Source organism: Pseudooceanicola sp., from assembly GCF_029213205.1.
Classification (GTDB): Bacteria; Pseudomonadota; Alphaproteobacteria; order Rhodobacterales; family Rhodobacteraceae; genus Pseudooceanicola.
This window is the reverse complement of sequence record NZ_JARGNH010000022.1, coordinates 25,117-49,041: the sequence shown is the minus strand read 5'-3', so window position 1 is coordinate 49,041 and position 23,925 is coordinate 25,117. Positions and strand designations below refer to the sequence as shown.

19 protein-coding genes, 1 tRNA gene and 2 pseudogenes are annotated in these 23,925 nt (G+C 65.8%); 10 read left to right on the top strand and 12 right to left on the bottom strand.

Annotated features, from left to right (window positions below):
- Positions 1–2: 2 nt before the first annotated feature.
- From P1U48_RS14620 to P1U48_RS14615, 3 genes and pseudogenes are all read left to right on the top strand, one after another.
- Positions 3–78, top strand: a tRNA-Ala gene (locus P1U48_RS14620).
- Between the two features lie 74 nt (positions 79–152).
- Positions 153–302 carry a DUF6538 domain-containing protein gene (locus P1U48_RS18220; protein WP_366142902.1) on the top strand — a complete coding sequence of 50 codons (150 nt, stop codon included), beginning with the start codon at positions 153–155 and terminating at the stop codon, positions 300–302.
- Between the two features lie 131 nt (positions 303–433).
- Positions 434–592, top strand: a pseudogene (locus P1U48_RS14615) (IS5/IS1182 family transposase); the annotation flags it as partial.
- 139 nt (positions 593–731) lie between these two features.
- Here P1U48_RS14615 and P1U48_RS14610 read toward each other — a convergent pair.
- Positions 732–3,071 (bottom strand): aldehyde dehydrogenase family protein, encoded by a 2,340-nt coding sequence (locus P1U48_RS14610; RefSeq protein WP_301069915.1) that lies wholly within the window; start codon positions 3,069–3,071, stop codon positions 732–734.
- 115 nt (positions 3,072–3,186) lie between these two features.
- Entirely contained in the window at positions 3,187–4,176 is a 990-nt protein-coding gene (deoC, locus tag P1U48_RS14605; protein WP_301069913.1) for a deoxyribose-phosphate aldolase, read from the bottom strand.
- A 158-nt stretch (positions 4,177–4,334) separates the two neighbouring features.
- Here deoC and P1U48_RS14600 point away from each other — a divergent pair, with 158 nt between their 5' ends.
- From P1U48_RS14600 to P1U48_RS14585, 4 genes are read left to right on the top strand one after another with little or no spacing between them, the layout of a single operon-like run.
- Complete coding sequence (locus P1U48_RS14600; protein WP_301069911.1) at positions 4,335–5,315, top strand: zinc ABC transporter substrate-binding protein; 981 nt, start codon at positions 4,335–4,337, stop codon at positions 5,313–5,315.
- The gene (locus tag P1U48_RS14595) at positions 5,315–6,115 is read left to right on the top strand and encodes a metal ABC transporter ATP-binding protein (protein ID WP_301069909.1); all 801 of its coding nucleotides are present in this window, start codon (positions 5,315–5,317) and stop codon (positions 6,113–6,115) included. The genes P1U48_RS14600 and P1U48_RS14595 overlap by 1 nt, the downstream gene beginning before the upstream one ends.
- Before the next feature lies 1 nt (position 6,116).
- Positions 6,117–7,298 carry a metal ABC transporter permease gene (locus tag P1U48_RS14590; RefSeq protein WP_301069907.1) on the top strand — a complete coding sequence of 394 codons (1,182 nt, stop codon included), beginning with the start codon at positions 6,117–6,119 and terminating at the stop codon, positions 7,296–7,298.
- Complete coding sequence (locus tag P1U48_RS14585; RefSeq protein WP_301069906.1) at positions 7,295–8,221, top strand: metal ABC transporter permease; 927 nt, start codon at positions 7,295–7,297, stop codon at positions 8,219–8,221. The genes P1U48_RS14590 and P1U48_RS14585 overlap by 4 nt, the downstream gene beginning before the upstream one ends.
- 19 nt (positions 8,222–8,240) lie before the next feature.
- On the opposite strand, the gene sulP is transcribed toward P1U48_RS14585, so the two are convergent.
- The 8 genes and pseudogenes from sulP to P1U48_RS14545 all read right to left on the bottom strand — a co-directional run bounded on the left by sulP (position 8,241) and on the right by P1U48_RS14545 (position 19,480).
- Positions 8,241–9,989 (bottom strand): sulfate permease, encoded by a 1,749-nt coding sequence (gene sulP / locus P1U48_RS14580; RefSeq protein WP_301069904.1) that lies wholly within the window; start codon positions 9,987–9,989, stop codon positions 8,241–8,243.
- A gap of 144 nt (positions 9,990–10,133) precedes the next feature.
- On the bottom strand, positions 10,134–11,120 hold the full coding sequence (locus P1U48_RS14575) for an adenosine kinase (RefSeq protein WP_301069902.1): 987 nt from the start codon (positions 11,118–11,120) through the stop codon (positions 10,134–10,136).
- A complete protein-coding gene (gene nth, locus P1U48_RS14570) occupies positions 11,117–11,761 on the bottom strand; it encodes an endonuclease III (RefSeq protein ID WP_301069900.1) in 645 nt (214 codons plus the stop codon). Before nth ends, P1U48_RS14575 begins: the two co-directional genes overlap by 4 nt.
- Positions 11,762–12,356: 595 nt before the next feature.
- Positions 12,357–12,458: pseudogene (locus tag P1U48_RS14565) on the bottom strand (IS6 family transposase); the annotation flags it as partial.
- Between the two features lie 275 nt (positions 12,459–12,733).
- Positions 12,734–14,788 carry a hypothetical protein gene (locus P1U48_RS14560; RefSeq protein ID WP_301069898.1) on the bottom strand — a complete coding sequence of 685 codons (2,055 nt, stop codon included), beginning with the start codon at positions 14,786–14,788 and terminating at the stop codon, positions 12,734–12,736.
- Positions 14,785–17,583, bottom strand: a complete 2,799-nt coding sequence (locus tag P1U48_RS14555) for a DUF4159 domain-containing protein (RefSeq protein ID WP_301069897.1) — start codon at positions 17,581–17,583, stop codon at positions 14,785–14,787. Before P1U48_RS14555 ends, P1U48_RS14560 begins: the two co-directional genes overlap by 4 nt.
- Complete coding sequence (locus P1U48_RS14550) at positions 17,580–18,458, bottom strand: DUF58 domain-containing protein (protein ID WP_301069896.1); 879 nt, start codon at positions 18,456–18,458, stop codon at positions 17,580–17,582. Before P1U48_RS14550 ends, P1U48_RS14555 begins: the two co-directional genes overlap by 4 nt.
- Entirely contained in the window at positions 18,455–19,480 is a 1,026-nt protein-coding gene (locus P1U48_RS14545) for a MoxR family ATPase (protein ID WP_301069895.1), read from the bottom strand. The genes P1U48_RS14550 and P1U48_RS14545 overlap by 4 nt, the downstream gene beginning before the upstream one ends.
- Positions 19,481–19,534: 54 nt before the next feature.
- On the opposite strand from P1U48_RS14545, the gene P1U48_RS14540 reads away from it, so the two are divergent.
- The 3 genes from P1U48_RS14540 (at position 19,535) to P1U48_RS14530 (ending at position 22,021) form a co-directional block, all read left to right on the top strand.
- Positions 19,535–20,140 (top strand): DUF1285 domain-containing protein, encoded by a 606-nt coding sequence (locus P1U48_RS14540; protein WP_301069893.1) that lies wholly within the window; start codon positions 19,535–19,537, stop codon positions 20,138–20,140.
- A gap of 102 nt (positions 20,141–20,242) precedes the next feature.
- A complete protein-coding gene (locus P1U48_RS14535) occupies positions 20,243–21,004 on the top strand; it encodes a TIM barrel protein (RefSeq protein WP_301069892.1) in 762 nt (253 codons plus the stop codon).
- A gap of 96 nt (positions 21,005–21,100) precedes the next feature.
- Positions 21,101–22,021, top strand: coding sequence for a WYL domain-containing protein (locus tag P1U48_RS14530; RefSeq protein WP_301069890.1), 921 nt, complete (start codon positions 21,101–21,103; stop codon positions 22,019–22,021).
- On the opposite strand, the gene P1U48_RS14525 is transcribed toward P1U48_RS14530, so the two are convergent.
- Both P1U48_RS14525 and radC read right to left on the bottom strand, forming a co-directional pair.
- Positions 22,018–22,920: a cation diffusion facilitator family transporter gene (locus P1U48_RS14525; RefSeq protein WP_301069888.1), complete on the bottom strand. Its 903-nt coding sequence runs from the start codon at positions 22,918–22,920 to the stop codon at positions 22,018–22,020. The genes P1U48_RS14530 and P1U48_RS14525 overlap by 4 nt on opposite strands.
- Positions 22,921–23,053: 133 nt before the next feature.
- Entirely contained in the window at positions 23,054–23,824 is a 771-nt protein-coding gene (radC, locus tag P1U48_RS14520; RefSeq protein WP_301069886.1) for a DNA repair protein RadC, read from the bottom strand.
- Between the last annotated feature and the right edge of the window lie 101 nt (positions 23,825–23,925).

Below are 23,925 nucleotides of genomic sequence, written 5' to 3'. Positions count from 1 at the left end.
ATGGGGCCTTAGCTCAGCTGGGAGAGCGCTTGCATGGCATGCAAGAGGTCAGGGGTTCGATCCCCCTAGGCTCCACCAAATTCCATACTAGGGTACTGAATTTACAGAACTCATTATTTTCCAGTTACTTACTACCTGCCTGTTGATCCCAAATGTGGTATACAGACAGGATGAAAAAGGTGGCTGAAACACATCATCTACAGAAGCGTGAAGAAACTTGGCATTACTATCGCCGGGTTCCTTCTGTGCTTGTTTCCGTGATTGGCAAAAAATTCATCAAGCAGTCTCTAACAGGTTGCTGAACGAGCCCTGCCTCGACAGGGCTTTGAGAACATGATTCATCCTTTGGGCCGCAGCGACGGGGGGAGGATGAGCGGGACGGACGAGACGAGCGGGTCGCGGTTCAATTCCGCCGGAACGCTTGATCCGGGCGCAGCTCCGAAAGAAGAGCGAGGACGCGTTCGGATGGGCGAAAACCGTCGGCGGCATGGCTCGGACCATGGATCGCGGCGTCGAACGCGTCCGGTCGCGGTTCATTCTGGCAATGGCCGCCAACCACCTCGCCAGACCACCCCGGTTGCGTGCCGCATGACGCGGAGAGACGGCCCACGGGGCATATATCGAGCCGCCAAAGGGCATCGCGATCAGGCGAGACAGCCCTGGAGCGGGGACAGCCTTCCGGTTAAGGGACTGTTTCGGCAATCTGTTAAATCTCGACGCGCCCGGTGCGGTTATTCGCCGTAAGGCACCCAGATGGTTTTGACCTCGGTCGCAGCATCGAGAAAGGCGCGGCCCTCGGCCTTGGCCCAATCGGTGGCGCGGGCATTGTTCACCCAGCTGCGTTTCAGGTTTCCGGCGCTTTCTGCTTCGATGGTCTTGGAGAGGTTGGTTGAGGAGAACGACCAGATGGCGTCAAGATCGAGGTGTTTGGCCATCACCGGGGCCAGCTCGGCATGGCGACCGGTCAGGATATTCACCACCCCGCCGGGGACATCCGAGGTGTCGAGCACCTGATAGAAGTCGGTGGCGGCCAGCGGATGCGGCTCGGAGGCGACAAGGACCATGCGGTTGCCCATGGCGATACCCGGTGCCAGCACCGAGACCAGGCCGAGCAGCGGCGCCTCATCCGGGCAGATCGCGCCGATCACGCCCACGGGTTCACGCATCGCCAGCGCCACGCCGCGGATCGGCACCGAGCGGACGTCGCCGCCGTATTTGTCGGCCCAGGCGGCATAGGTGAACAAGCGGCGGATGCTCGCCTCGACCTCCGCAGCGCCGCCTTTGCCGGTCATCGCGTCGATCCGGTCAGCGAATTCCTTGGCTCGGGCCGAGAGGTTCTCGGCGATGTAATAGAGGATCTGAGCGCGCAGGTGGCCACTGGTCCTGGACCAGCCCGCGGCGGCATGGGCGGCTTCGACCGCGTTGCGGATATCCTTGCGATTGCCGATCCCGACCTGACCCAGGACCGCGCCCCTGGCGCCAAAGACCGGGGTGGAATAGCCACCGTCGGGGCGGGCCTGCTTGCCGCCGATATAGAGCTTTGGCGTCCGGTCGAGGCCCTGCACCGGGGCGACCTCGCCTTGCGTCGTTTTGACCTGCGCCAGCGGCTTGGTTTCTGCCTTTGCCCCGGTATAGGCGATCAGCCCATCCCAACCGCCCTCACGGCCAAAGCCGCTTTCGCGCAGGCCGCCGAACCCGGCAGCGGCGTCGAACATATTGGTGCCGTTGATCCAGACCACCCCGGCGGCGAGCTTCGGCGCGATGTCGAGGGCGAGGTTGAGGTTCTCGCTCCACAGCGTGGCGGCCAGCCCGTAGCGGGTGTTGTTGGCCAGCGTCACCGCATCGGCCGGGGTGCGGAAAGTGGTGGAGACCAGCACCGGGCCAAAGATTTCCTCCTGCATCAGCCGATCGGAGGGTTCCAGCCCGGTGATCAGGGTCGGCGGATAATAACATCCGCCAGTCGGCATCGCGCAGGCGGCGTGATAGATTGCGCCTGCCGCATTCTGTCCGACCAGCCGGGTGACGGTGTCAAGCTGCACCGGATCGACCAGGGCGCCGACGTCGATGCATTTGTCCAGCGGGTCACCGACCCGCAGCTTGTCCATCCGGGCCTTGAGGCGGCGCAGGAAATCCTCGGCGATGCCCTCTTGCACCAGCAGGCGCGAGCCGGCGCAACAGACCTGGCCCTGGTTGAACCAGATCGCATCGACCAGCCCCTCGATGGCGCTGTCGATATCGGCATCCTCGAACACGATGTAGGGTGATTTGCCGCCCAGTTCGAGGGTCAGCGCCTTACCCTGACCGGCAGTGGCGCGCCGGATCCGGCGGCCGACATCGGTCGAGCCGGTGAAGGCGACCTTGTTCGCGGCCTTGTGGGTGACGATCATCTCGCCAACCGCGCCATCGCCGGTGACGATATTGACCACCCCGGGCGGCACCCCGGCCTGACGGCAGATATCGGCGAAGAGCAGCGCGGTGAGCGGGGTATATTCGGCCGGTTTCAACACCACGGTATTGCCCGTCGCCAGGGCCGGGGCGATTTTCCACGCCAGCATCAGCAGCGGGAAATTCCACGGGATCACCTGGGCGCAGACGCCAAGGGCGCGGCGGTCGGGCAGTTCGGATTCCATCAGCTGGGCGAGGCCCGCGTGGTAGTAGAAATGCCGATGCACCAGCGGAATGTCGATGTCGCGGCTTTCGCGGATCGGCTTGCCATTGTCGAGGGTTTCAAGCACCGCGAACAGGCGGGCGTTTTTCTGCACCAGCCGGGCGATGGCATAGAGGATGCGGGCACGGGCATGGCCGCCTGCTGCCTCCCATTCCGGCTGGGCCCGTCGGGCGGCGGCAAAGGCGGCGTTGACCTCGGGCTGGCCAGCCTGGGAGATGGTGGCAAGGACCTCGCCGGTCGCCGGGTTTTTCGTGTCAAAGGTGGTCGCGCCGGTCTCGGTGAAGGCGCCGCCAATGAAATGCCCAAAGCTCGCGCCCTGATCGATGATCCAGGCGAGCGCGTCAGCAGCGCTTTCGGGGGCGGGGCCGTAGTCCATGCTTTCGAAGATTTCCTTGACGGTCATGGTGTCATGCCTCCCTGAAGGCGGGTCGGATCAAGGTCAGCCCTGCCGGGCGTTGCAAAGCACGCGTCGGCGGGAAGCTTCTGCGGTCGGTTGATGGTGTCGCGCGCCATTCCCCTCACCCCGCCGCATGTCGCCAGGATGCCGAATAGGCCCCGGTGACGTGATGTTCCAATTGCCGCTCGATATCGCCGAGCAGCGATGAGGCGCCAAAGCGGAACAGGTCGGGCCGCAGCCAGCGATCGCCGAGTTCCTCTTTTACCATCGCCAGATAGACCAGCGCGTCCTTGGCCTTGGAGACCCCGCCCGCCGGTTTATAGCCGATGCGATAGCCGGTGCGCTCGTGATAGGCGCGGATCGCCCGCATCATCACCAGCGACACTGGCAGGGTGGCATTCACCCCCTCCTTGCCGGTCGAGGTCTTGATGAAATCCGCCCCCGCCATCATGCAGACCAGCGAGGCGCGGGCGACATTGCGCAGGGTGCCCAACTCGCCGGTGGCGAGGATCGCCTTGATATGGGCTTCGCCGCAGGCGGCGCGGAATTCGCGGATCTCGTCATAGAGCGCCTGCCAGTTTCCAGTCAGCACATGGCGGCGCGAAATCACGATGTCGATTTCCCTGGCCCCGGCGGCGACGCTTTCGCCGATTTCCGCAACCCGCAGCCGGTAGGGCGACAGCCCGGCGGGAAAGCCGGTGGAGACGGCGGCGACCGGGATGCCGGTGCCTGTCAGCGCGCTGACGGCGGCCGGAACCATCGCGTGATAGACACAGATCGCGCCCACGGTGAGGCCGCTGACCCCGAGCGTGTCGAGGATATCGGCGCGCAGCGGCGATCTGGCCTTGGCGCAGAGCCGGTGCACCCGGCCCTCGGTGTCATCGCCCGACAGGGTGGTCAGGTCGATGCAGGTGATCGCCCGCAACAACCAGGCCGCCTGAAATTCCTTTTTGACCGAGCGGCGGCCCGGCAGGCTGCCCGCCCGGCGTTCGATCGCCGAGGTGTTGGCCTGGGCGCTGCGGACCCAGTCCATATCCAGCTCGATGCCGGGATTGCGCGACTCGATGGTCTGCGGCAGGCCGGGGGCCAGCGTTGGTTTGACTTGATCCATGCGGGTTCCTCCCCGGTCTGTGGCGAAACCGTCTCACGTCGGTCAGCGCAAGGCAAGCATCGGCGGGCGGCACAAACAGTTGCGAATGGCTCGCAATAGTCTTGACTTCTTTGCGAATCATTCGCATTCTCAGATGGTCTTAACCGGAGCCCTGTTTCATGTCCCTGACCCGCCGCTATTCCCTGTCTCGCCGCCAATTCCTGGCCAGCGCATCGGCCTTGCCGATCCTCAGCGCCGCGCCGTTGCGCGCCGCGGCGCCGCTGCAGGTGGTGGCGACCACCGGGATGATTGCCGACGCGGCGTTGGCGATTGGCGGCACGTCTGTGGCGGTGCGCGGGCTGATGGGGCCGGGGGTCGATCCGCATTCCTACCGGCAGACCCGCAGCGATATCGTGGCGATGACCCGTGCCAATCTGGTGCTGGTTCACGGCCTCTACCTTGAGGCGCAGATGGAGGATTTCTTTGAGGATCTGCGTCGGCGCCGGAATGTGGTGGCGGTGGCGGAGGAGATTCCGCGCGCTGAGCTGCGTGCCCATGCGACCTATCAGGACAAGTTCGATCCGCATGTCTGGATGGACCCGGCGCTCTGGACCGGGCCGGTGTCGGTGGTGCAGCGGGCGCTGAGCGCGGCGATGCCGGAGGCGGCCGAGGAAATCGCGGTCAACGCGGAGCGCTATATCGCGACGTTGAGGCGGCTTGATGCCTATGCGCGCGAGGTTCTGTTGACGGTGCCGGAGCCCGAGCGGGTGCTGCTCACCGCGCATGATGCCTTTGGCTATTTCGGTCGCGCCTATGGGTTCGAGGTGGTCGGTATTCAGGGGATCTCGACGGAAAGCGAGGCCGGGCTGAACCGGATCCGCGATCTGGTGCGGCTGCTGGTGGATCGCCGGATCGGCGCGGTGTTTGTCGAAAGCTCGGTCTCGGATCGCAATATGCGGGCGTTGGTCGAAGGCGCGGCGGCGGCAGGTCATCAGGTGCGGATTGGCGGTGAGCTGTTTTCCGACGCGATGGGTGTGCCGGGCACCTATGAGGGCACCTATCCCGGGATGATCGACCACAATATCACCATCATCGCCGCTGCTTTGGGTGGCAAGGTGCCGCCGCGCGGCATGGCTGGGCTGCTTAAGGGATCATCGTGATGACACAGCTGAAACTGGCGGCACAGGAGGGGGCGGCCCCGGTGGAGGACCTGTCCGACATCCCGTTGGCGATCCGTGGGCTGACCGTGTCCTATGGCAGCGATCCGGCAGTGTTCTCGGTCGATATGACGGTGCCGGAGGGCGCGATGCTGGCGGTGATCGGGCCGAACGGGGCCGGGAAATCGACCCTGCTCAAGGCGGCGCTGGGGGTGATCCCGAAATTGTCGGGGCTGGTCACGGTCTATGGCCAGCCGATAGCATCGCAACGCCGACGCATCGCCTATGTGCCGCAGCGCGCCAGTGTCGATTGGGATTTCCCGACACGGGTGATCGACGTGGTGCTGATGGGGCTCTACCGCGACCTCGGGTTGCTGGGCCGGGTGCGCAGGTCGCACCGGGATCAGGCGCGGGCCTGCCTGGCGCGGGTCGGGATGGAGGGTTTCGCGGATCGTCAGATCGGTCAGCTGTCCGGGGGTCAGCAACAGCGGGTGTTCCTGGCCCGAGCGCTGGCACAGGCGGCGGATCTCTACCTGCTGGACGAACCCTTTGCCGGGGTCGATGCCGCCACCGAAAAGGCGATTGTCACGGTGTTGAAGGCGCTGCGCGACGAGGGCCGGACAGTGGTTTGCGTGCATCATGATCTGGCCACGGTCACCGATTATTTCAGCCATGTCTTTCTGCTGAACCGGCGCAAGATCGCGGCGGGACCAGTGGCCAAGGTGTTCACCCAACAGATGCTGCAAGCGGCCTATGGCGGGCGGTTGTCGGGCGGGCAGATCGACCGAATTGCGGCCTCCTGAGATGTTTGATCTGGGCTACAACGCCAGCTTGGTGGCGATTGGCGCCGGGCTGCTGGGCCTCGCCGCCGGGGTGACCGGCACCTTTCTGTTTCTGCGCAAACGGGCGCTGGTCAGCGATGCGATCAGCCATTCGACCCTGCCCGGCGTGGCGCTGGCGTTTATCGTGATGGTTTCCTTCGGTGGCGACGGCCGCTCGCTGGTCGGGCTGATGGCCGGGTCGGCGCTGAGCGCGGCGGCCGGGCTGCTGGCGGTCGGCTGGCTGACACGGCGCACCCGCCTGGCCGAGGATGCGGCGATTGGCGTGGTGCTGTCGGTGTTCTTTGGCCTGGGTATCGTGCTGCTGACCGTCATTCAGGCGATGAGCGCCGGGCGGCAGGCCGGGTTGGAGGGCTACCTGCTGGGGTCCACCGCAGGCATGTTGCGTACTGACGCGCTGATCATTGCGGTCGGAGGCGCGCTGGTGCTGGCTCTGGTGGCGCTGCTGCGCCGGATGCTGATCGTGACCGCGTTCGATCCGGAATTCGCGGGCTCGATCGGTATCGACACCGGGCGGGCGGATCTGGCGATGATGGGGCTGGTTCTGGCGGTGACGGTGGTCGGGCTAAAGATCGTCGGGCTGATCCTGATCGTAGCATTGTTGATCCTGCCGCCGGTCGCGGCGCGGTTCTGGTCGGACCGGGCCGGATCGGTGGCGCTGATCGCCGGGGGGATCGGCGGGGTTTCAGGCGCGGTCGGGGCGATGTTGTCGGTGTCGGCCCCGGCGCTGCCGACCGGGCCAATCATCGTGCTGGTCGCCTTTGCAATCTTTGCCATGTCGATGTTGTTCGCCCCAAGACGTGGGGTGGTGGCGGCGCTGATCCGTCATCTGAGTTTTCGCAATCGGGTGCATCTGCGTCAGGGCCTGCTGGCGCTGGCACAGGGTCAACCGGTCTATGAGGCGCTGACCCGCCGCTTGTTGCGCCGCGCCGGATTGATCCGCGCCGATGGGGTGGCAACCGGTGCCGGTACGGCGCAGGCGGCCAAGGCGCTGCTGGACGAGCGACGTTGGCAATGGCTGCGCGCCTCGGAAGGCACCGGCGCGGCGGCGGCGCGCTATGATGGCCTGACCCCGATTGAAACCGTGCTGACCGCCGATCAGATCGCCAGGATCGACAGTCAACTGCGCCCCGGAGGTCTGGTATGATCGGAACAGAATTCGTGCCGCTGTCGTTGCCGCCGCTGCTGATCGGCACCCTGGCGGCACTGGCCTGTGCCTTGCCGGGGAATTTCCTGGTGCTGCGGCGACAGGCGCTGATCGGTGACGCGATATCGCATGTGGTGCTGCCGGGCATCGTGGTGGCGTTCCTGCTGACCGGGCGGGTGTCGACCTGGCCGATGATGCTGGGTGCCGGTGGCGCGGCGCTGCTGGCGGTGCTGATGATCGAGGTGATTCGCCGGGCCGGCAAGATCGAGCCGGGCGCGGCGATGGGGGTGGTGTTCACCACCCTGTTCGCTGCCGGTGTGCTGCTGCTGGAACAAAGTGACACCTCGGCGGTGCATCTGGATGTGCAGCACGCGCTCTATGGCAATCTGGAAAGCCTGATCTGGCTGGATGCGCTGGGCTGGAACAGCCTGCTCGACCCGGTGGCGCTGGCCGGGTTGCCGACCGAACTGCCGCGTATGGCGCTGGTGCTGGTCGGGGTGATCGGGTTCATCTGGCTGTTCTGGCGGCCGCTGGCGCTGTCGACCTTTGACGAAGGCTTTGCCCGCAGCCTCGGCATCGCCACCGGCCCGCTGGGGCTCGGCCTGGTGGTGATCGCGGCGATGGCGGCGGTGGCGGCTTTTGACGCGGTCGGCTCGATCATCGTCATCGCGATGTTCATCTGCCCGCCGGCCGCGGCGCGGCTGATGACCAATCGGCTGTCGCTTCAGGTGGCGTGGAGCCAGGGCTTTGCCGGACTCGCTGCGGTGTCGGGCTATGTGCTGGCGGGCTATGGACCGCTGTGGCTGGGCTATGCGCATGCGGTCAGCGCCGCCGGGATGATCGCCACGGTTTCCGGCCTGATCCTGGCGCTGGCGGCGCTGTTTGGCCCCTGCCGCGCCCGGCTGGGTCAACCGGCGGGCTAGGTGCGGGCCAGGTGGCCGATCAGGCGGCGGTGACCTGTTGACCCGCCAGCTTCCGATAGGCGTCATATTGCGCCAGGAACACCTCGCCGGTCAGCTCTTGCAGGAAATGCGAGCGTTGCAGCCGGTCCATCACCGGGCCCTTCACCTCGCTCAGATGCAGGCGGATGTTCTCCTCGCCCAGACGCCGGTTGATCTCTTCCAGCGCCTCCAGCGCCGACATGTCGATCTCGTTCACCGCCGAACACATCAGCACCACGTCGCGGATCGGCTGCTCGCAGGCGACCCGGTTGAGGATCAGATCCTGCAGATAGGCGGCATTGGCGAAATAGAGGCTTTCGTCGATGCGGATGCTCAGCAGGCTGGGTTGGGTCAGCACCTTGTGGCGATGAATATTGCGGAAATGCTGGGTGCCGGGCACCAGCCCGACCTCGGCCACATGCGGGCGCGATGTCTTGTAAAGGAACAGCCCGATTGACAGGCCGACCCCGACCGAGACACCGATTTCCACACCCATCCCCAGGGTCAGCAACATTGTCGCGGCGACGGCGGCGAAATCAATGCGCGAATAGGACCAGGTTCGGCTCAGGATAGACAGGTCGACCAGGCTGAGGACCGCAACGATGATGGTGGCCGCCAGAACCGCCTTGGGCAAAAAGAACAGCAGCGGGGTCAGCAACAGCGCTGCCAGCAGGATGCCGACCGCAGTAAAGGCCCCGGCGGCGGGGGTTTCCGCCCCGGCGTCGAAATTCACCACCGACCGGGCAAAGCCGCCGGTGACCGGATAGCCACCGGAAAAGGCGGCGGCGATGTTCGAGGCGCCAAGGCCGATCAGCTCCTGATCCGGGACAATACGCTGGCGTTTCTTGGCGGCGAGGGTCTGCGCAACCGAGACCGATTCGACGAACCCGATGATCGAGGTCAGCACGGCGGACATCGCCAGTTGACCCCAGAGATCCGGGTCGAGGCTGGGCAGGGTCAGCGGCGGCAGGCCCTGCGGCACCTGACCGACAATCGCCACGCCGCGCTCCTGCAGCGCCCAGCCCCAGGTGGCCAGGGTCGACAGGGCCACCGCGGCCACCGGCCCGACCCGCGACAGCACCGCGGCCAGCCCGGGGCGCATTCCGGTGGCCAGCAGCAGCGGCTTTAGCCCCTTGCGGACCCAGAACAGAAAAGCGAGGGCGCTGGCACCGATCAGCAGGGTGATGACATTGGTCTGATCGAAGTTCTGTCCCAGCGACAGCAGCAGCGAGATCAGTGAATTGCCCTCGGCCTTGATGCCGAGGATATGTTTCAGCTGCGAGGTGGCGATGATCAGCCCCGACGCGGTGATGAACCCGGCAATCACCGGATGCGACAGGAAATTGGCGAGAAAGCCGAGGCGGAACAGGCCCAGCAGCAGCAGGAACAACCCCGACATGAAGGCCAGGGTGATGGCCGCGGCGATATAGCCGATACTGCCCTGATCGGCGATATTGCCCACCGCCGCGGCAGTCATCAGCGACACCACCGCCACTGGCCCGACCGCCAGCGCCCGCGAGGTGCCAAAGATGGCATAGGCGACCAGCGGCAGGATCGAGGCATAGAGCCCCATCTCGGGCGGCAACCCGGCCAGCAGCGCATAGGCCAGCGATTGCGGGATCAGCATGATCGTCACGATCACCGCCGCGACCAGATCGCTGGTCAGCGTGTCACGGTTATAGCGGCTGCCCCAGTCGAGAATCGGCAGGTAGCGTTTGGCGATCTTGCTGACGGGGGCTGGCAAATGCATCGGATGTCCTTGTCATTCCGCGAGGGGCGCGGTGACGGACATATAATGTAATTTGAATGTGAGTTTCAAGCCCGGTCTTTCCGGGTTGACCTGCGGAGCCGATGACCGGGTCAAAGCCGCCGGGTCGGCGCCCCGGCGGGGGCGTCAGATCAGGCCGTTGGCGCGGAACAATGCCTTGAGGTCGGTCGCGGGCCGCGCGCCGAAATGCGAGATCACTTCGGCCGCCGCGACACAGCCCATCCGGCCAGAGGTGGTCATATCGGCAGCGGTGGCCAGCCCGTAAAGGAACCCGGCAGCGAACAGATCGCCCGCGCCGGTGGCGTCGACCGGGGTGATCCGGTGCACCGGCACCACCGCCTGTTCCGCCCCGCGCCGCAGCACCACGTCCTGGCCCGAGCGGGTGCAGACGATCAGCCCGCATTCACTGGCGGCCATGTCCAGCGCCGCTGTCAGATCCTCGGTCTGATAGAGCGACAGCCATTCATGCTCGTTGCCGATGACGTAATCCAGATCCCGCACCAGTCGCCGGAAATCGGCGCGGTGGCGATCGACGCAGAACGGATCGGACAGGGCGATGCCGGCGCGACCGCCGCCGCTGCGGGTGGCGCGGCTGGCCGCCTCGAACGCTGCCTTGCCCTTGTCCTTGTCATAGAGATAGCCCTCAAGAAACAGGATGCGGGCATTGGCGGCGATGGCTTCCGAGACGTCGTCGGGCCCGAGATCGGCGGAAATCCCGAGATAGGTGTTCATCGAACGCTCGCCATCGGGTGAGACAAAGATCATCGAACGCGAGGTCGGCAAGGCACCGCCCGCTACCGGCGGGTTGACGAAATCGGTGCCGTCGGCGGCCATTTCGGCGGCATAGAACCGGCCCAGGGAATCGTCCCGCACCCGCCCGATAAAGCCGGTGGCGAGGCCCAGATTGCCCAGCCCGGCCAGGCTGTTGGCCACTGATCCGCCGGGCGCCTGCACCCGGTCACGCATCGCGCCATAGAGCATTTCGCCGCGGTCACGCTCGACCAGCTGCATGATGCCTTTTTGAATGCCCATCAGATCGAGAAACGAGTCATCGGCCTTGGTCAGCACATCGACAATCGCGTTGCCGATGCCGATCACGTCATATTTGGTCACAGGTTCTTGTCCTCAAACAGGCAGATGTCGCGGATCAGGCAGGTGCCGCAGAGCGGCTTGCGCGCTTTGCAGGTGTAGCGGCCATGCAGGATCAGCCAATGATGCGCATGGCGCTGGAAATCGACCGGCACATTGTCCTCGATCGCGCGTTCGACGGCGATGACATCCTTGCCCGGGGCAATGCCGGACCGGTTGCCGACGCGAAAGATATGGGTGTCGACCGCCTGCGCCGGATAATGCCACCACATGTTCAGCACCACATTGGCGGTCTTGCGCCCGACGCCGGGCAGGCTTTGCAGGGCGGCGCGGGAATTGGGCACCTCGCCGCCGTAGTCCTCGACCAGGATCCGCGACAGCTTGATCACGTTTTTGGCCTTTTGGCGGAACAGTCCGATGGTCTTGATATGCTCGGTCAGCCCGGCCTCGCCCAGGGCCAGCATCTTTTCGGGGGTGTCGGCGATGGCGAAGAGGGCGCGGGTGGCCTTGTTCACCCCGGCATCGGTGGCCTGCGCCGACAGGGCGACGGCGACAACCAGGGTATAGGCGTTCACATGATCGAGCTCGCCCCTGGGCTCGGGCTCGGCGGTCTGAAACCGCGCAAAGATCTCGCGCATCGCGGAATAGGAAAGCTGCTGTGCCATCGGCGCCTTAATGCACGCGGCAAAGCAACGGGGCAAGGGCGGCCTTGATCATGCGGCAATCTCGGCTGCGGTTCTTTCCTAAAGGGATATGGTGCGAAGAGGCGGCGATCAAAAAATGAATCTAATTTTTTGCCGGCTGAGATCATCCCGGTGTTCTCCCCAAAGTCGGTCCCATCACCCCGCTACGATCTGCGTGCCTTTTTGTCGGCCGCAGAGTGTGTGAGATGAATTGGCTCATCATCATGGCTTGACATGAGGCTGCGCAGCGATCCGTGGTGCTCAAACAAGAAAAGGGCAGCTTACGCCGCACTTCAATTCGATTTTCCGCTTATTCTATTGTGATTGCCTGCCGCGTATCGCGTTTTCGATGCGCGCGTAGGCCTTTAGTGCTTTGAACCGCCCCGAGTTTGCCGGAGGCGCCAACTCCTGAGTGGGTTGGGGCATCATGAGCAAGACCACGAACAAGTCCTTCCCCGAACTGCGCGCGCGTGCGGTGCGGTTGTCCTCGACAATGAAGGGCTGCATGGATCGCTTGGCGAAGCGGTCCGGTCCGCCCCGGTTGCACCGCCACCGCCACCGCCTCGGGCATCGGCGGGTTGAAGTCAGCCTGGTCGGGCGTCCGGCCGTCACGCGATGAATGCGGTCGGCGGCTGTTGTAGAAGCCGAGATAGCGGCCGATCCCGGCGCGGGCTTTGGACCACCACCGAACACCCCGGTCGCGCCCTCAAGCAGCTGGTCGCGTCACTGCTTGATCTGGTTCGGATGGCTGTCGAACTCCTGCGCCAGTTCGATCAGGGTCGTCTCGCCATGGTCTTCTCCCTGCTCGCAGCATCCTGCCGCTGTTGCACGGAAAATCCACTTGTCCCGGCCGCTCAGATGTCCGGACCCACCTCTGATACATAAGGCCGGATATTTTCGACCAGAGGAAATGATGGGGCAGATTTTACCTGCGATTTTGCCCGGGGGGCTGCCTCAGCGGCGACCTTCGCGCAGCCAGGCGGCGAGGATCAGACCGGCGGCGAGCAGCAGCACCAGCCATTCCGGCAGGATCGGCGTCAGCGAGACATTCCTTGTGACATAGGCATCGCGCGGGGTCAGGCCGATCCAGCCGCGCCCGGCGGCCGGGCGACCGATCCGCACGTCGCGAATCGAGGGCAGCCCGTCAGAGAGCGCCTGCACACCGCCGCGCACCGCGTCGATTGCCGGTTCCAGTGCCGCGCCCGAGGCGATGGTGGCCTCGAATTCACGCGGCGCCGCCGGACCAAGGCCGATCACCGCCTCGGCGTCGCCGTTCTTCAGCCGGTACAGGCCGATCTCCGGCCCGCGCCACATGGTTTCAAAGCGCCCCGGCATCACCTCTTGCAGATCGAGCACCACGATTTCGCCCGACGGCGTGGTCACCTCGACCGGTGGCACGCTCTCGGCCAGGGTGCGGCGGATGATCTGCATGGTCTGCCCGGTGGGTTCGGCCCAGAGCGCTTCTTCCTCAAGCTCGGGTTCCTTCATCATCCAATGCGCCAGGCGACGCAGCAATTCCAGCTGCGGACCGCCGCCCTCATAGCCGCGGCTCCACAGCCAGGCGTGGTCAGAGGCAAGCAGCGCCACCCGGCCCTCGCCAACCCGGTCGAGCACCAGCAGCGGGCGGTCGTCGACGCCCGACATCACCACCTGGCCATGCCCCGCTTCGGGCAGCACGTCGATCTGGCGCAGCCAGCGGCCCCAATCGCCGGTCCATTCGTTGCTCAGCCCGGCGGTCACCGGATGGCGGCTGCCGAGATCGGTCACCGTCGGGCGAAAGGCGCGTTCGATGATCCGGGCGCTGGGCCGGGCGGGCAGGATCGCCGCCAGCGGCGAGCGGTAGATTGAATCGGCGGTGGCGAAATCCGGCCCCGCCGCGATCAGCAGGGCGCCGCCGTCTTCGACATATTGCCGGACATTGTCGAGATAGAGCGATGGCAGGATGCCGCGCCGCTTGTATCGGTCAAAGATGATCAGGTCGAAATCGTTGATCTTTTCGAGGAACAGCTCGCGCGTCGGAAAGGCGATCAGTGACAATTCCGACACCGGCACGCCGTCCTGCTTTGATGGCGGGCGCAGGATGGTGAAATGCACCAGATCGACGGAACTGTCGGATTTCAACAGGTTGCGCCAGGTGCGTCCGCCCGCATGCGGCTCGCCCGAGACCAGCAGCACCCGCAGCCGGTCGCGCACCCCGTTCATCTGCACCAGCGCGGTGTTGTTGCGCGCGGTCAATTCACCCGCCGCCTCGGGCACCGAGAACTGGATCACGTTGCGCCCGCCATGCGGCAGGGTGATCGGCAGGTCGATGTCGCGGCCAATCTCGACCATGAAGCGCTGCGGCTCACCGCCATCGACCGAGATGTCGAGCGGCGCCTCGCCGGGTCCGGCGGGGGCGGCGCCCATATCCTCGATCCTCAGCGTCAGGGTCACCGGTTCGCCGAGAATGGCAAAGGCCGGGGCGTTGGCGACGATCAGCCGCCGGTCCCAATCCTCGGGCTGGCCGGTCAGCAGCAGGTGCAGCGGCGCCGGCAGATCGGGGGCGCGGTCGGCATCGTGGATGCGCCCGTCCGAGACGATGATGGTGCCGGCCACCCGGCCGCGCGGCTCTTCGGCCAGGGCTTCGGCGAGGGCGCTCATCGCTTCGGTTCCGGCATTTTCGGCGCCGTCCTTGACCAGCACCCGGCGCACCTCGGTGTTGGGCCGCGCGCTCAGCCGCGCCTCGAGCGCCGCCATGGCACTGTCGATCTGGCCGGGGCGGTCGGCGAGCCCCTGCGAGGCCGAGCGATCCTCGACCAGCAGCACGATATCGGTCAGCGGTGCGCGGTCCTCCTGCCGGAACGCCGGTCCGGCCAGGGCGCCGAGCACCACCAGCGCCGCCAGCGCCCTGAGCGCCCAGCCCGACAACCCGCGCCACAGCGCCAGAAGGATCCCGGCGCCGCAGAGTGCCGCCAGCCCGGCCAGCAGCGGCCAGGGCAAAAGCGGATCGAAAACCAAGGTTCCGGTCATTGGCCCAACCTGTCGAGAAGTGCGGGAACATGGACCTGATCGGATTTATAATTGCCGGTCAGCACATGCATGATGAGATTGACACCAAAGCGATTGGCGATCTCGCGCTGGCGTTCGCCGGAAAAGCCGCGCCCGATCGGCACCAGCGGATTGCCGCGCTCATCCACCGCCCAGGCGGCGGCCCAGTCATTGCCGCCGATCACCACCGGGGTGACGTTGTCGTTGAGGTTTCGGAACGGCATGCCTTCGATCAATTCGGCATCGACCGGCGCCGCCTCGACCCAGATGCTGCCGCCGGTGTGACGGCCGGGAAAATCCTGCAGCAGGTAAAACGTGCGGGTCAGGACGTGATCCGATGGCACCGGTTCCAGCGCCGGAATATCCAGCGGCGCCGCCAGTTGCTGCAGCTTGCGCCCGTTTGGCGAGGCCGCGCCGAAGCGGGCGATATCGGCGTCGCGGGTGTCAAACAGGATCATCCCGCCGGAGCGCAGATAGCGGTTCAGCTTGGCATAGGCGGCATCGGACGGGGTGGGTTGATCCGGGGTGATCGGCCAGTAGAGAAAGGGAAAGAACGCCAGCTCGTCGGTTTCCAGATTGACGCTCATCGGGGTCGCCGGTTCGATTGAAGTGCGAAAGAACAGCGTGTCACTCAGGCCACGCAGGCCGGCGCGGGCCATATCGTCAAGCCTGCGGTCGCCGGTGAGGACATGGGCCAGCACCACCTCGGCGGTGGCCTCGATCGCCTTGGAATCGGCGAGGCCGGGTCGGTCGCCGGGGTCGCCGTCGCCTTGGGCTCGGGCGCCGGGCGCGGCGGTCATCACCAGCAGCGCGGTCAGGACCAGCGCCGTGGCACGGTAGCCGGGTCCGCTCAGCCGCCCGGACAGGGCCAGCGTCGCCACCACATCGGCGATCAGGATCAGCAGCGCCAGGGCCAGCAGCCAGCCGCCAAGCGGGGCCTCGGTGACCCGGGTCAGCCCCTCGACGGGCACATCGGCGGGCCAGTCTGCCGGGGTCAGCACCGCATCAGGGCCCAACACATTGCGGGCGATGCGGCGGTCTTCGCCCTCGTAGACGCCGGGGCGCAGATCGGGGCCGAGCGCGGCGGTCAGCAGGGTCGCGCCATCGACGCCGGGCAGGGTGCCGGCGGTCTGCAATTGGCCGGATGCGTCCAGCACCTGCACCGGGCGCCAGGTGGTGCCCTTCATATCCGCCGGCTCCGGCAGGCTGTTGGCCGAGGACACCGCCAGCCGTTCCAGCATTTGCACGAACAGGCCGGACAGCGGCAGTGACGACCATTCGGCATTGGCCGAGACATGGAACAGCACCACCTGCCCGGTGCCGATGCGTTTGCGGGTGACCATCGGCGTGCCATCGCTGAGCCGGGCAATGACCCGGGTGGCCAGGGTCGGGTCGGGCTGCGCCATCACCTGCGACGACACAGTCACATCTGCGGGCACGGGCAGCCCGGCAAAGGGGCTGTCCTGATCAAAGGGGGCCAGGGTCTTTGGTTCGCCCCAGCTCATCGCGCCGCCAACATTGCGCCCGCCAGCGCGCAGCCGCACCGGCATCAGCGGATCTTCGGCGTCGCGGCTGACATCGCTGGCCGCCAGCCGTGGCCCGGCAAAGCGCAGCAGCAAGCCGCCCTTTTCGATCCAGGCGGTCAGCCCCTCGGTTTCGGCCTCGGACAGGGTGGCGACATCGGCCAGCACGATCGCATCCGGATTGGCGGGCAGCAGGTCAATCAGCGTGCCATGCAGCAGATCGGCCGAAGGGTTCAGCGCCCGTTGCAGGTAATGCAGCGGCGACAGCAGCTCCAGCCCTTCGCGGTCCTCGCGCCCGGCAATCAGCGCCACCTCGCGGCGGCGCAGGCTGTCGTCGGTCAGGGTCACCGCCCCGGCGCTGTGGGTGCCGCCGATCTCGAAATGAGTGATTCTTGCCCGCAATTCCGCCGGCAGCGCGATTTCGGCGCTGGCCTCGGCCTCACCGGCGGGCAGGGTCACCATCAGGCTGGCCAGCAGCCGCATCACGCCCGCCGGGTCGCGACCATGCGCATTCACCGAAACATCGCGCTCGGCGCCGGTGATGGCGCGCAGCACCGAGACCTGCACCTTGCCATCGTCAAACTGCACCGGGCGCAGCCCCATCACCGGGGCGCCGCCCTGAAACACCCGCACCGGGCCATGATCGCGCAGCGCCGACAGCAGCCGACCGCGGCCTTCATGGTTCAACCCGTCAGAAAACCAGTAGGTTTCGAAATCATCGCGGCCCAGGTTGGCGGCCAGGGTGGTGAACTGATCCTCGGTCGGTGCCCAGGCCAGCGGCGCAAAACCCGGCAACAGGCTGCGCCAGACATCGGCGGCGCGAAACTCCGGCTCCTCGGGGGTGGTCAGCCGCACCAGGGCAGCGGTGCGTCCGGCGCGCCCGGCCTCGGCCAGCAGCGTGTCGATGGTGTCTTGCCGCGCCTCCCAATCCGGGGCCGCGGCCCAGCTGCCATCGGTCAGGATCAACAGCGGCCCGCTGCCCGCGCCCGCCGCCTGGTCCTGCGGGTTCAGCACCGGCCCGGCCAGCCCGATAATCACCGCCGCCACCGCCAGCATCCTGAGCAGCAACAGCCACCAGGGCGTGCGGTCGGTGACGCTCTCATCGTCCTTCAGTCCGAGCAGCAGCGCCACCCCGGGAAACAGCCGCCGGATCGGCGCCGGTGGCACCGCCCGCAGCAGGATCCACAGGATCGGCAGGGCGATCAGGCCCAGCAGCAGCCAGGGCGCGGCAAACCCGATGGGTCCAAGGATCATTTGCCGGTCCCCCGATCCAGCGCCCGATAAATCCAAAGCAGCGCCGATTGCGCGGACTCGTCGGTGTGATGGGTGTGAAACTGCCAGCCGGTGCGGGCACAAAGCTGGGTCAGCTCAGCCTTGCGGGCCGCGAGACGATCACGATAGCGATCCCGCAGATCGCCCGCCTTCAGGGTTTCATGGCTGATCGTGCGGCCCATGCTTTCGAAAATCGTGCGGCCCTGGAACGGAAACGCTTCTTCGCTCGGATCGAGGATCTGAAACAATGCGCCGCGCACACCGCGATCCGCCGCCTTGGTCAGGGCCAGCGTCACCTCGCTGACATCGCCAAGGAAATCCGACACGAACAGCGCCCGGGCATTCGGGATCATCGCCCGGTGTTCGGGCACCCCGTAATCGCAGCTGTCGTCGCGGCCAAAGAAGTCCGCCAGCCGCTCGACCTGGGCGGTGCCGCGCCGGGGCGGCAGCAAGGTGCCGGTCAGCCCGACTCGCTCCCCGCCACGGATCAGCAGGATCGCGACCGCCAGCGCAATCAGCCGGGCCCGGTCGGCCTTGGGCGGCAGATCCTTGCCCGAGGAGAAGCTCATCGCCGCCGATTGATCGACCCAGAGCATCACGCTCTGCGCGATCTGCCATTCGCGTTGCCGCACAAAGCGGTCATCGCCGCGCGCCGAGCGGCGCCAGTCGATCATCCGTTGTGAATCGCCCGGCTGTTCCGGGCGGTATTGCCAGAAATCATCGCCCTGCCCGGCGCGGCGGCGGCCATGTTCGCCCAGCAGGACGGTGCCTGCCAGATGCTCGGCCCGGGCCAGCAGCGGCGGCAGCCGTGCGGCCTCGGCCTCGGCCCGACCACGAAGGGCGCGGGGCTGGTTCACGCAGCGGCCTCGGTCCGGGTCACGGCGCTGGCGATTTCGGCGATCAGCGACGGCAGGCTGTCGCCGCGCGCCCGGGCCGAGAAATTCAGCCCCATCCGGTGCTGCAACACCGGTCGTGCCATGGCAATCACGTCTTCGGTCGAGGGCGCCAGCCGCCCCTGCAGCATCGCCCGGGCCCGCACCGTCATCATCAGCGCTTGCGCGGCGCGCGGGCCGGGGCCCCAGTTGACCGTGTCACGCACCCGTTGCGAGGCGCTGGGATCCTCGGGACGGCAGGCGCGGACCAGATCAAGGATCTGCTCGACCACCGATTCCCCCACCGGCATCCGACGCAGCAGCGCCTGCGCATGAATCAGCTCGTCAGCGGTGAACACGGCATGCGCCTCTTCTTCGACCGCGCCGGTGGTGGCGGTCAGGATCGCCCGCTCGGTGTCGCGATCAGGATAATCGACGTCGATCTGCACCAGAAAGCGGTCGAGCTGCGCCTCGGGCAGCGGATAGGTGCCTTCCTGCTCGATCGGGTTCTGGGTGGCCAGCACATGGAACGGCTGGCCCAGGCTGCGATCTTCACCGGCGACAGTGACTTTCTGTTCCTGCATTGCCTGAAGCAGCGCTGATTGGGTGCGGGGGCTGGCGCGGTTGATCTCATCCGCCATCAGCAATTGGCAGAAAATCGGGCCCTCAAGGAACCGGAACGCCCGGTTGCCGCTGGCGCCGGTTTCCAACACTTCCGAGCCGAGGATATCGGCAGGCATCAGATCGGGGGTAAACTGAATACGGTTGCCGCTCAGCCCCATCACCGTCGACAGCGTCTCGACCAGCCGGGTCTTGCCGAGGCCGGGGAGGCCGATCAACAGGCCGTGACCGCCGCACAGCAGCGCCGAAAGGGTGAGATCAACCACCTGTTCCTGCCCGATAAACCGCTTGGTGATCGAGGCCTTGGCCTCGGCCAGCTTGGCCTCGACCGCCTCGATTGCGGCAACAAGGTCTTCTTCGGGAACGATACTGGGGGAATCGGGCATGGGAATTGTTCCTGTCGGGCTATATCATGGCGGAGTGTAGGCCTATCCGGGCGAATGGCAAAACTGAACGACGGACAAAATCACGTGAAACCCTCAGCCGATTCCATTGCAGCATCAATCCGCGCCGCCAAAGGACGCGGATTGCCACCAATTCACAAGTGGAACCCAGAGTTTTGCGGCGACATTGACATGCGGATCGCCCGCGACGGCACCTGGTTCTATCTCGGCACGCCGATCGGGCGGCCCGAGTTGGTGCGGCTGTTTTCGACCATCCTGCGCAAGGATGGCGACCGGCATTACCTGATCACCCCGGTCGAAAAGGTCGGGATCACCGTCGACGACGCCCCCTTTGTCGCGGTGGATTTCGAGGTTGAGGGGACAGGCCGCGCGCAGACCCTGACCTTTCTCACCAATGTCGGTGACGAAACCATCGCAGGCCCTGACCGCCCGATCCGGGTCGAGCGTGATCCCGAAACCGGCGAACCCTCGCCCTATGTGCTGGTGCGTGACCGGCTGGAGGCGCTGATCGACCGCAAGAGCTTTTACCGGCTGGTCGAGATCGGGGTGAACGAACCGCATCAGGGCGAAGACTGGTTCGGCCTTTGGTCAGGCGGAGTTTTCTTTCCGATTATCCCGGCCAGCGAACTGGATCCGAGTTGATTTGCAGCGGTCCCGATTGGCCGCTGAGTGACACAATAACGAGTATTGGCCCGCATTTCACGGCTTTGTATCCTTAGTTTGCGCATCGAGGTGGAGGGTCTCATGCCAAAATTCGCAGCCAATATATCGTTCCTGTTCAAAAACCTGGATCTCAAGGATCGGATCGCTGCCGCCGCCGAGGCCGGGTTTCAGGCGGTCGAGATCCTGTTTCCCTATGACGATCCGGTGCCCGATATCGCCCGCGCCCTTTCGATGGCCGGGTTGCCGTTGGTGCTGATGAACTCGCCCCCGCCAAACTACACCGGGGGCGCCCGTGGCTTTGCTGCGATCGCTGGCGGCGAGACCCGGTTCCGCCACGATTTTCGTCGCGCGCTGCGCTACGCCCAGGCGCTGAAATCGACCCATATCCATGTCATGGCCGGGGTTGCCACAGGGGCGGACGCCCGCGCTGCATTTGTCGAAAACCTGCGCTTTGCCACAGAGGTGGCGCCCAAGCACATGTTGACCATCGAACCGATCAATCAGGGCGATATGCCGGGCTATTTCCTGTCCGATTATCATCTGGCCGACGACATCCTCGACGAGGTCGGGGCCAAGAATCTGGCGCTGCAATTCGACGTCTATCACGCCCAGAAAATCACCGGCGATGCGATGGCGGCCTGGGACAGGCACGGTGCCCGCGCCGCGCATATCCAGATCGCCGGACTGCCCGACCGCAATGAACCGCTGGCCGGTCCGGTCGATTATCCCGCGTTCTTTCGCCGCCTTGATGAACAGGGCTATGCCGGGTTCGTCAGTGCCGAATACCACCCGGCGGCGGACACGTCGGCCGGACTCGGCTGGCTGAAACAGGCCATCGGCTGAACGGAAAACCAACCCCCGACAAAATGCTGCTGACAGGATGTTGTCAGGAGGGCTATGTCATCACCGTCTCATCAACCGCTGATAAGGAGATGAGCGATGAGTGATCAAACCTTTGTTGTCCCGACCGAAATTCCGGTCACCGACATGGCCAAGGCGATGGAATTCTACAACCAGGTGTTCGGCTGGACCCTGACATTGGACACGTCGGGGCCGAATCCGATGGCAATCTATGGCGGCGCGCCCGGCGTCGTCGGTGGTCACCTCTACCCCGGCACCCCAGGGGCGGGTCCGACCATTCACCTGGCGGTGCCCGACGGGTTGGCCGCCGCCACTGACCGCCTGTTCCAGATCGTTCAGCATCTCAGGGGCGGTCGGCTCATCACTGCGGCGACGTTGGCCGACCGGCTTGAGGTCTCGACCCGCACCATCTACCGCGATATCGCCGATCTGATCGGCTCCGGCGTGCCCATCGAGGGCGAAGCCGGGATCGGCTATGTCATGCGCCAGGTCTATGATCTGCCGCCGCTGATGTTCACCCGTGACGAGATCGCGGCGCTGGTCGCCGGGGCGCGGCTGTTGCGCGCCTGGGCGGGCACCGCGATGGCGGCCGCTGCCGAAGAGGCGCTGGTCAAGATCAACGAGGTGCTGCCCGACAGCGCCCGTGCCCGGGCAGATTCGGTGCAGGTCCACGCCATTGGCATGTCGGCGATGACCCCGGATCTGCGCGACCGGCTGGATCAGGTCGATCGCGCCTGCAACGACCGGTTGCGGCTGCATCTGCGCTATCTCGACGAGGCCGGAGAGGCGAGCAACCGGCTGGTGCGCCCGCTCGGCCTCTATTTCTGGGGCAAGGTCTGGACCCTGCTGGCCTGGTGCGAGCTGCGCCAGGATTTCCGCACCTTCCGGCTGGACCGGGTGGCGGCGATGACGCTGGGCGACCGCTTCCGTCCCGAGCGCGACAAGAGTGCCGCCGCCTATTACGAAATCCAGCGGAGGCAGGGCCGGATCCCGGATTAATGCCCGATGACCGGCACGTCGTGGCAGGCGGCCTCGGCGCTCTCGATCTCCATCACCGAATGGCGGATCGAAAACCGCTGCGCCAGCATCTGTTTCAGCCGGGCGCGCAGCGCCTCGGCTGATGCACCGTCCACAACCACCACATGCGCTTCAAGTGCGGTGTCATGCTCCTGCATCCGCCACAGATGCAGATGGTGGATCCCCGCCACGCCCGGATCAGCGCGCAGTGCCTCCAGCACCTCGGACACCAACGGGCTGGAGGGGCTGCCCATCATCAGGATGCGGATCACCGGCCCGACCTCGGTGCCGGCATGCCACAGGATATAGAGGGCAATCAGCAGGGTGACGATCGGATCGGCCAGCCGCCAGTCATAGAGCAGGATCAGCGTGCCCGCGACAATCACCGCGACGGATCCCAGCGCATCGGCCAGGTTGTGCAGAAAGGCCGCCCGGATGTTCACCGATTCGCGCGACATCGCAAAGACCAGCGCTGCGGTGATGGCATCGATTGCCAGCGCGATCGCCGCCACGATCACCACGGTCCAGCCCTCGACCTGTTGCGGCGCGAACAGCCGTTGCACGCCCTCGGCGGCAAGGTAGAACGCGATGACGATCAGCGTGGTGTAATTGACCAGCGCCGCCACCACCTCGGCCCGGCCATAGCCAAAGGTCATCGCCGCATCCGCTGGCCGTCGCGAAATCCGCCGCGCCGCCAGGGCGATCACCAGGCTCAGCGCGTCGCTCAGATTGTGGATGGCGTCGGCGATCAGCGCCAGCGACCCGGAAAACACTCCGGCGACGAGCTGCACCAGGGTCAGGCCCAGATTCACCCCGACCGCCCACCAGACCCGCCGATCCCCGGCCTTGGCATCCAAGTGATGATGGTGATCGTGCGGCACTGCGCCCCCGCCTGTCGGATGCCGCCACTCTAACAGCCTCCGGGCAAATGACGAGGCCCCAGGCTTCCTCTGGTCACAAATATCCCCGCCGGAGGCCTGGTTCGCCGCAGGCGGACCCACTTATTCCGCAGATTTACAGATACCCGGCCTGGCGAAAGCTCAGCTCCTGATTCTTGCCGACAATGATATGGTCGTGGATCACCAGCCCCAGGGCGGCGGCGGCATCGGCAATCTGTTCGGTCATGTCGATATCCGCTCGGCTCGGACTCGGGTCGCCGGAGGGATGGTTGTGGACCAGGATCAGCGCGCTGGCGTTCACCTCCAGCGCCCTTTTGACCACCTCGCGCGGATAGACCGGCACATGATCGACAGTGCCCTGGCCCTGCGCCTCATCGGCGATCAGCACGTTCTTGCGATCGAGGTAGAGCACCCGGAATTCTTCGGTTTCCCGATGCGCCATCGCGGTGTGGCAATAATCGATCAGCGCGTCCCAGGATCCCAGCACCGGCCGTTGCAGGATCCGCGCTCGGGCCAGCCGTTGCGCGGCGGCCTCGATCAGCTTCAGCTCGCAGATCACCGCATCGCCGACCCCCTCGATGGCGCGCAGCCGCTCCGGCGGCGCCGACAGCACCCGGTTGAAATCGCCAAACGCCTCAAGCAGACGCCGGCCGAGCGGTTTCATATCGGCGCGGGCATTGGCCCGGAACAACACCATTTCCAGCAATTCGTAATCCGGCATCGCCGCCGCGCCACCCTGCATGAACCGCTGCCGCAGCCGTTTGCGGTGATCCGCGATATAGGAGGGCTGCGCCGCGCCCCGCGCCGGGGACGACGGGGCAGCAGGCCCCGAGGTGGCGCTGAACAGGGGCAACGGAGCCTCGTCAAAGGAGCGGTGCGGCGACATTGGCGCAGCCTGCGGCACCATTGGTTAGCGGTCGGTTAATCCAGGCCGGGGTATCGCCACAAAAAGAAAAGCGCCCCGGTTCAGGGCGCTTTCCACAGGAA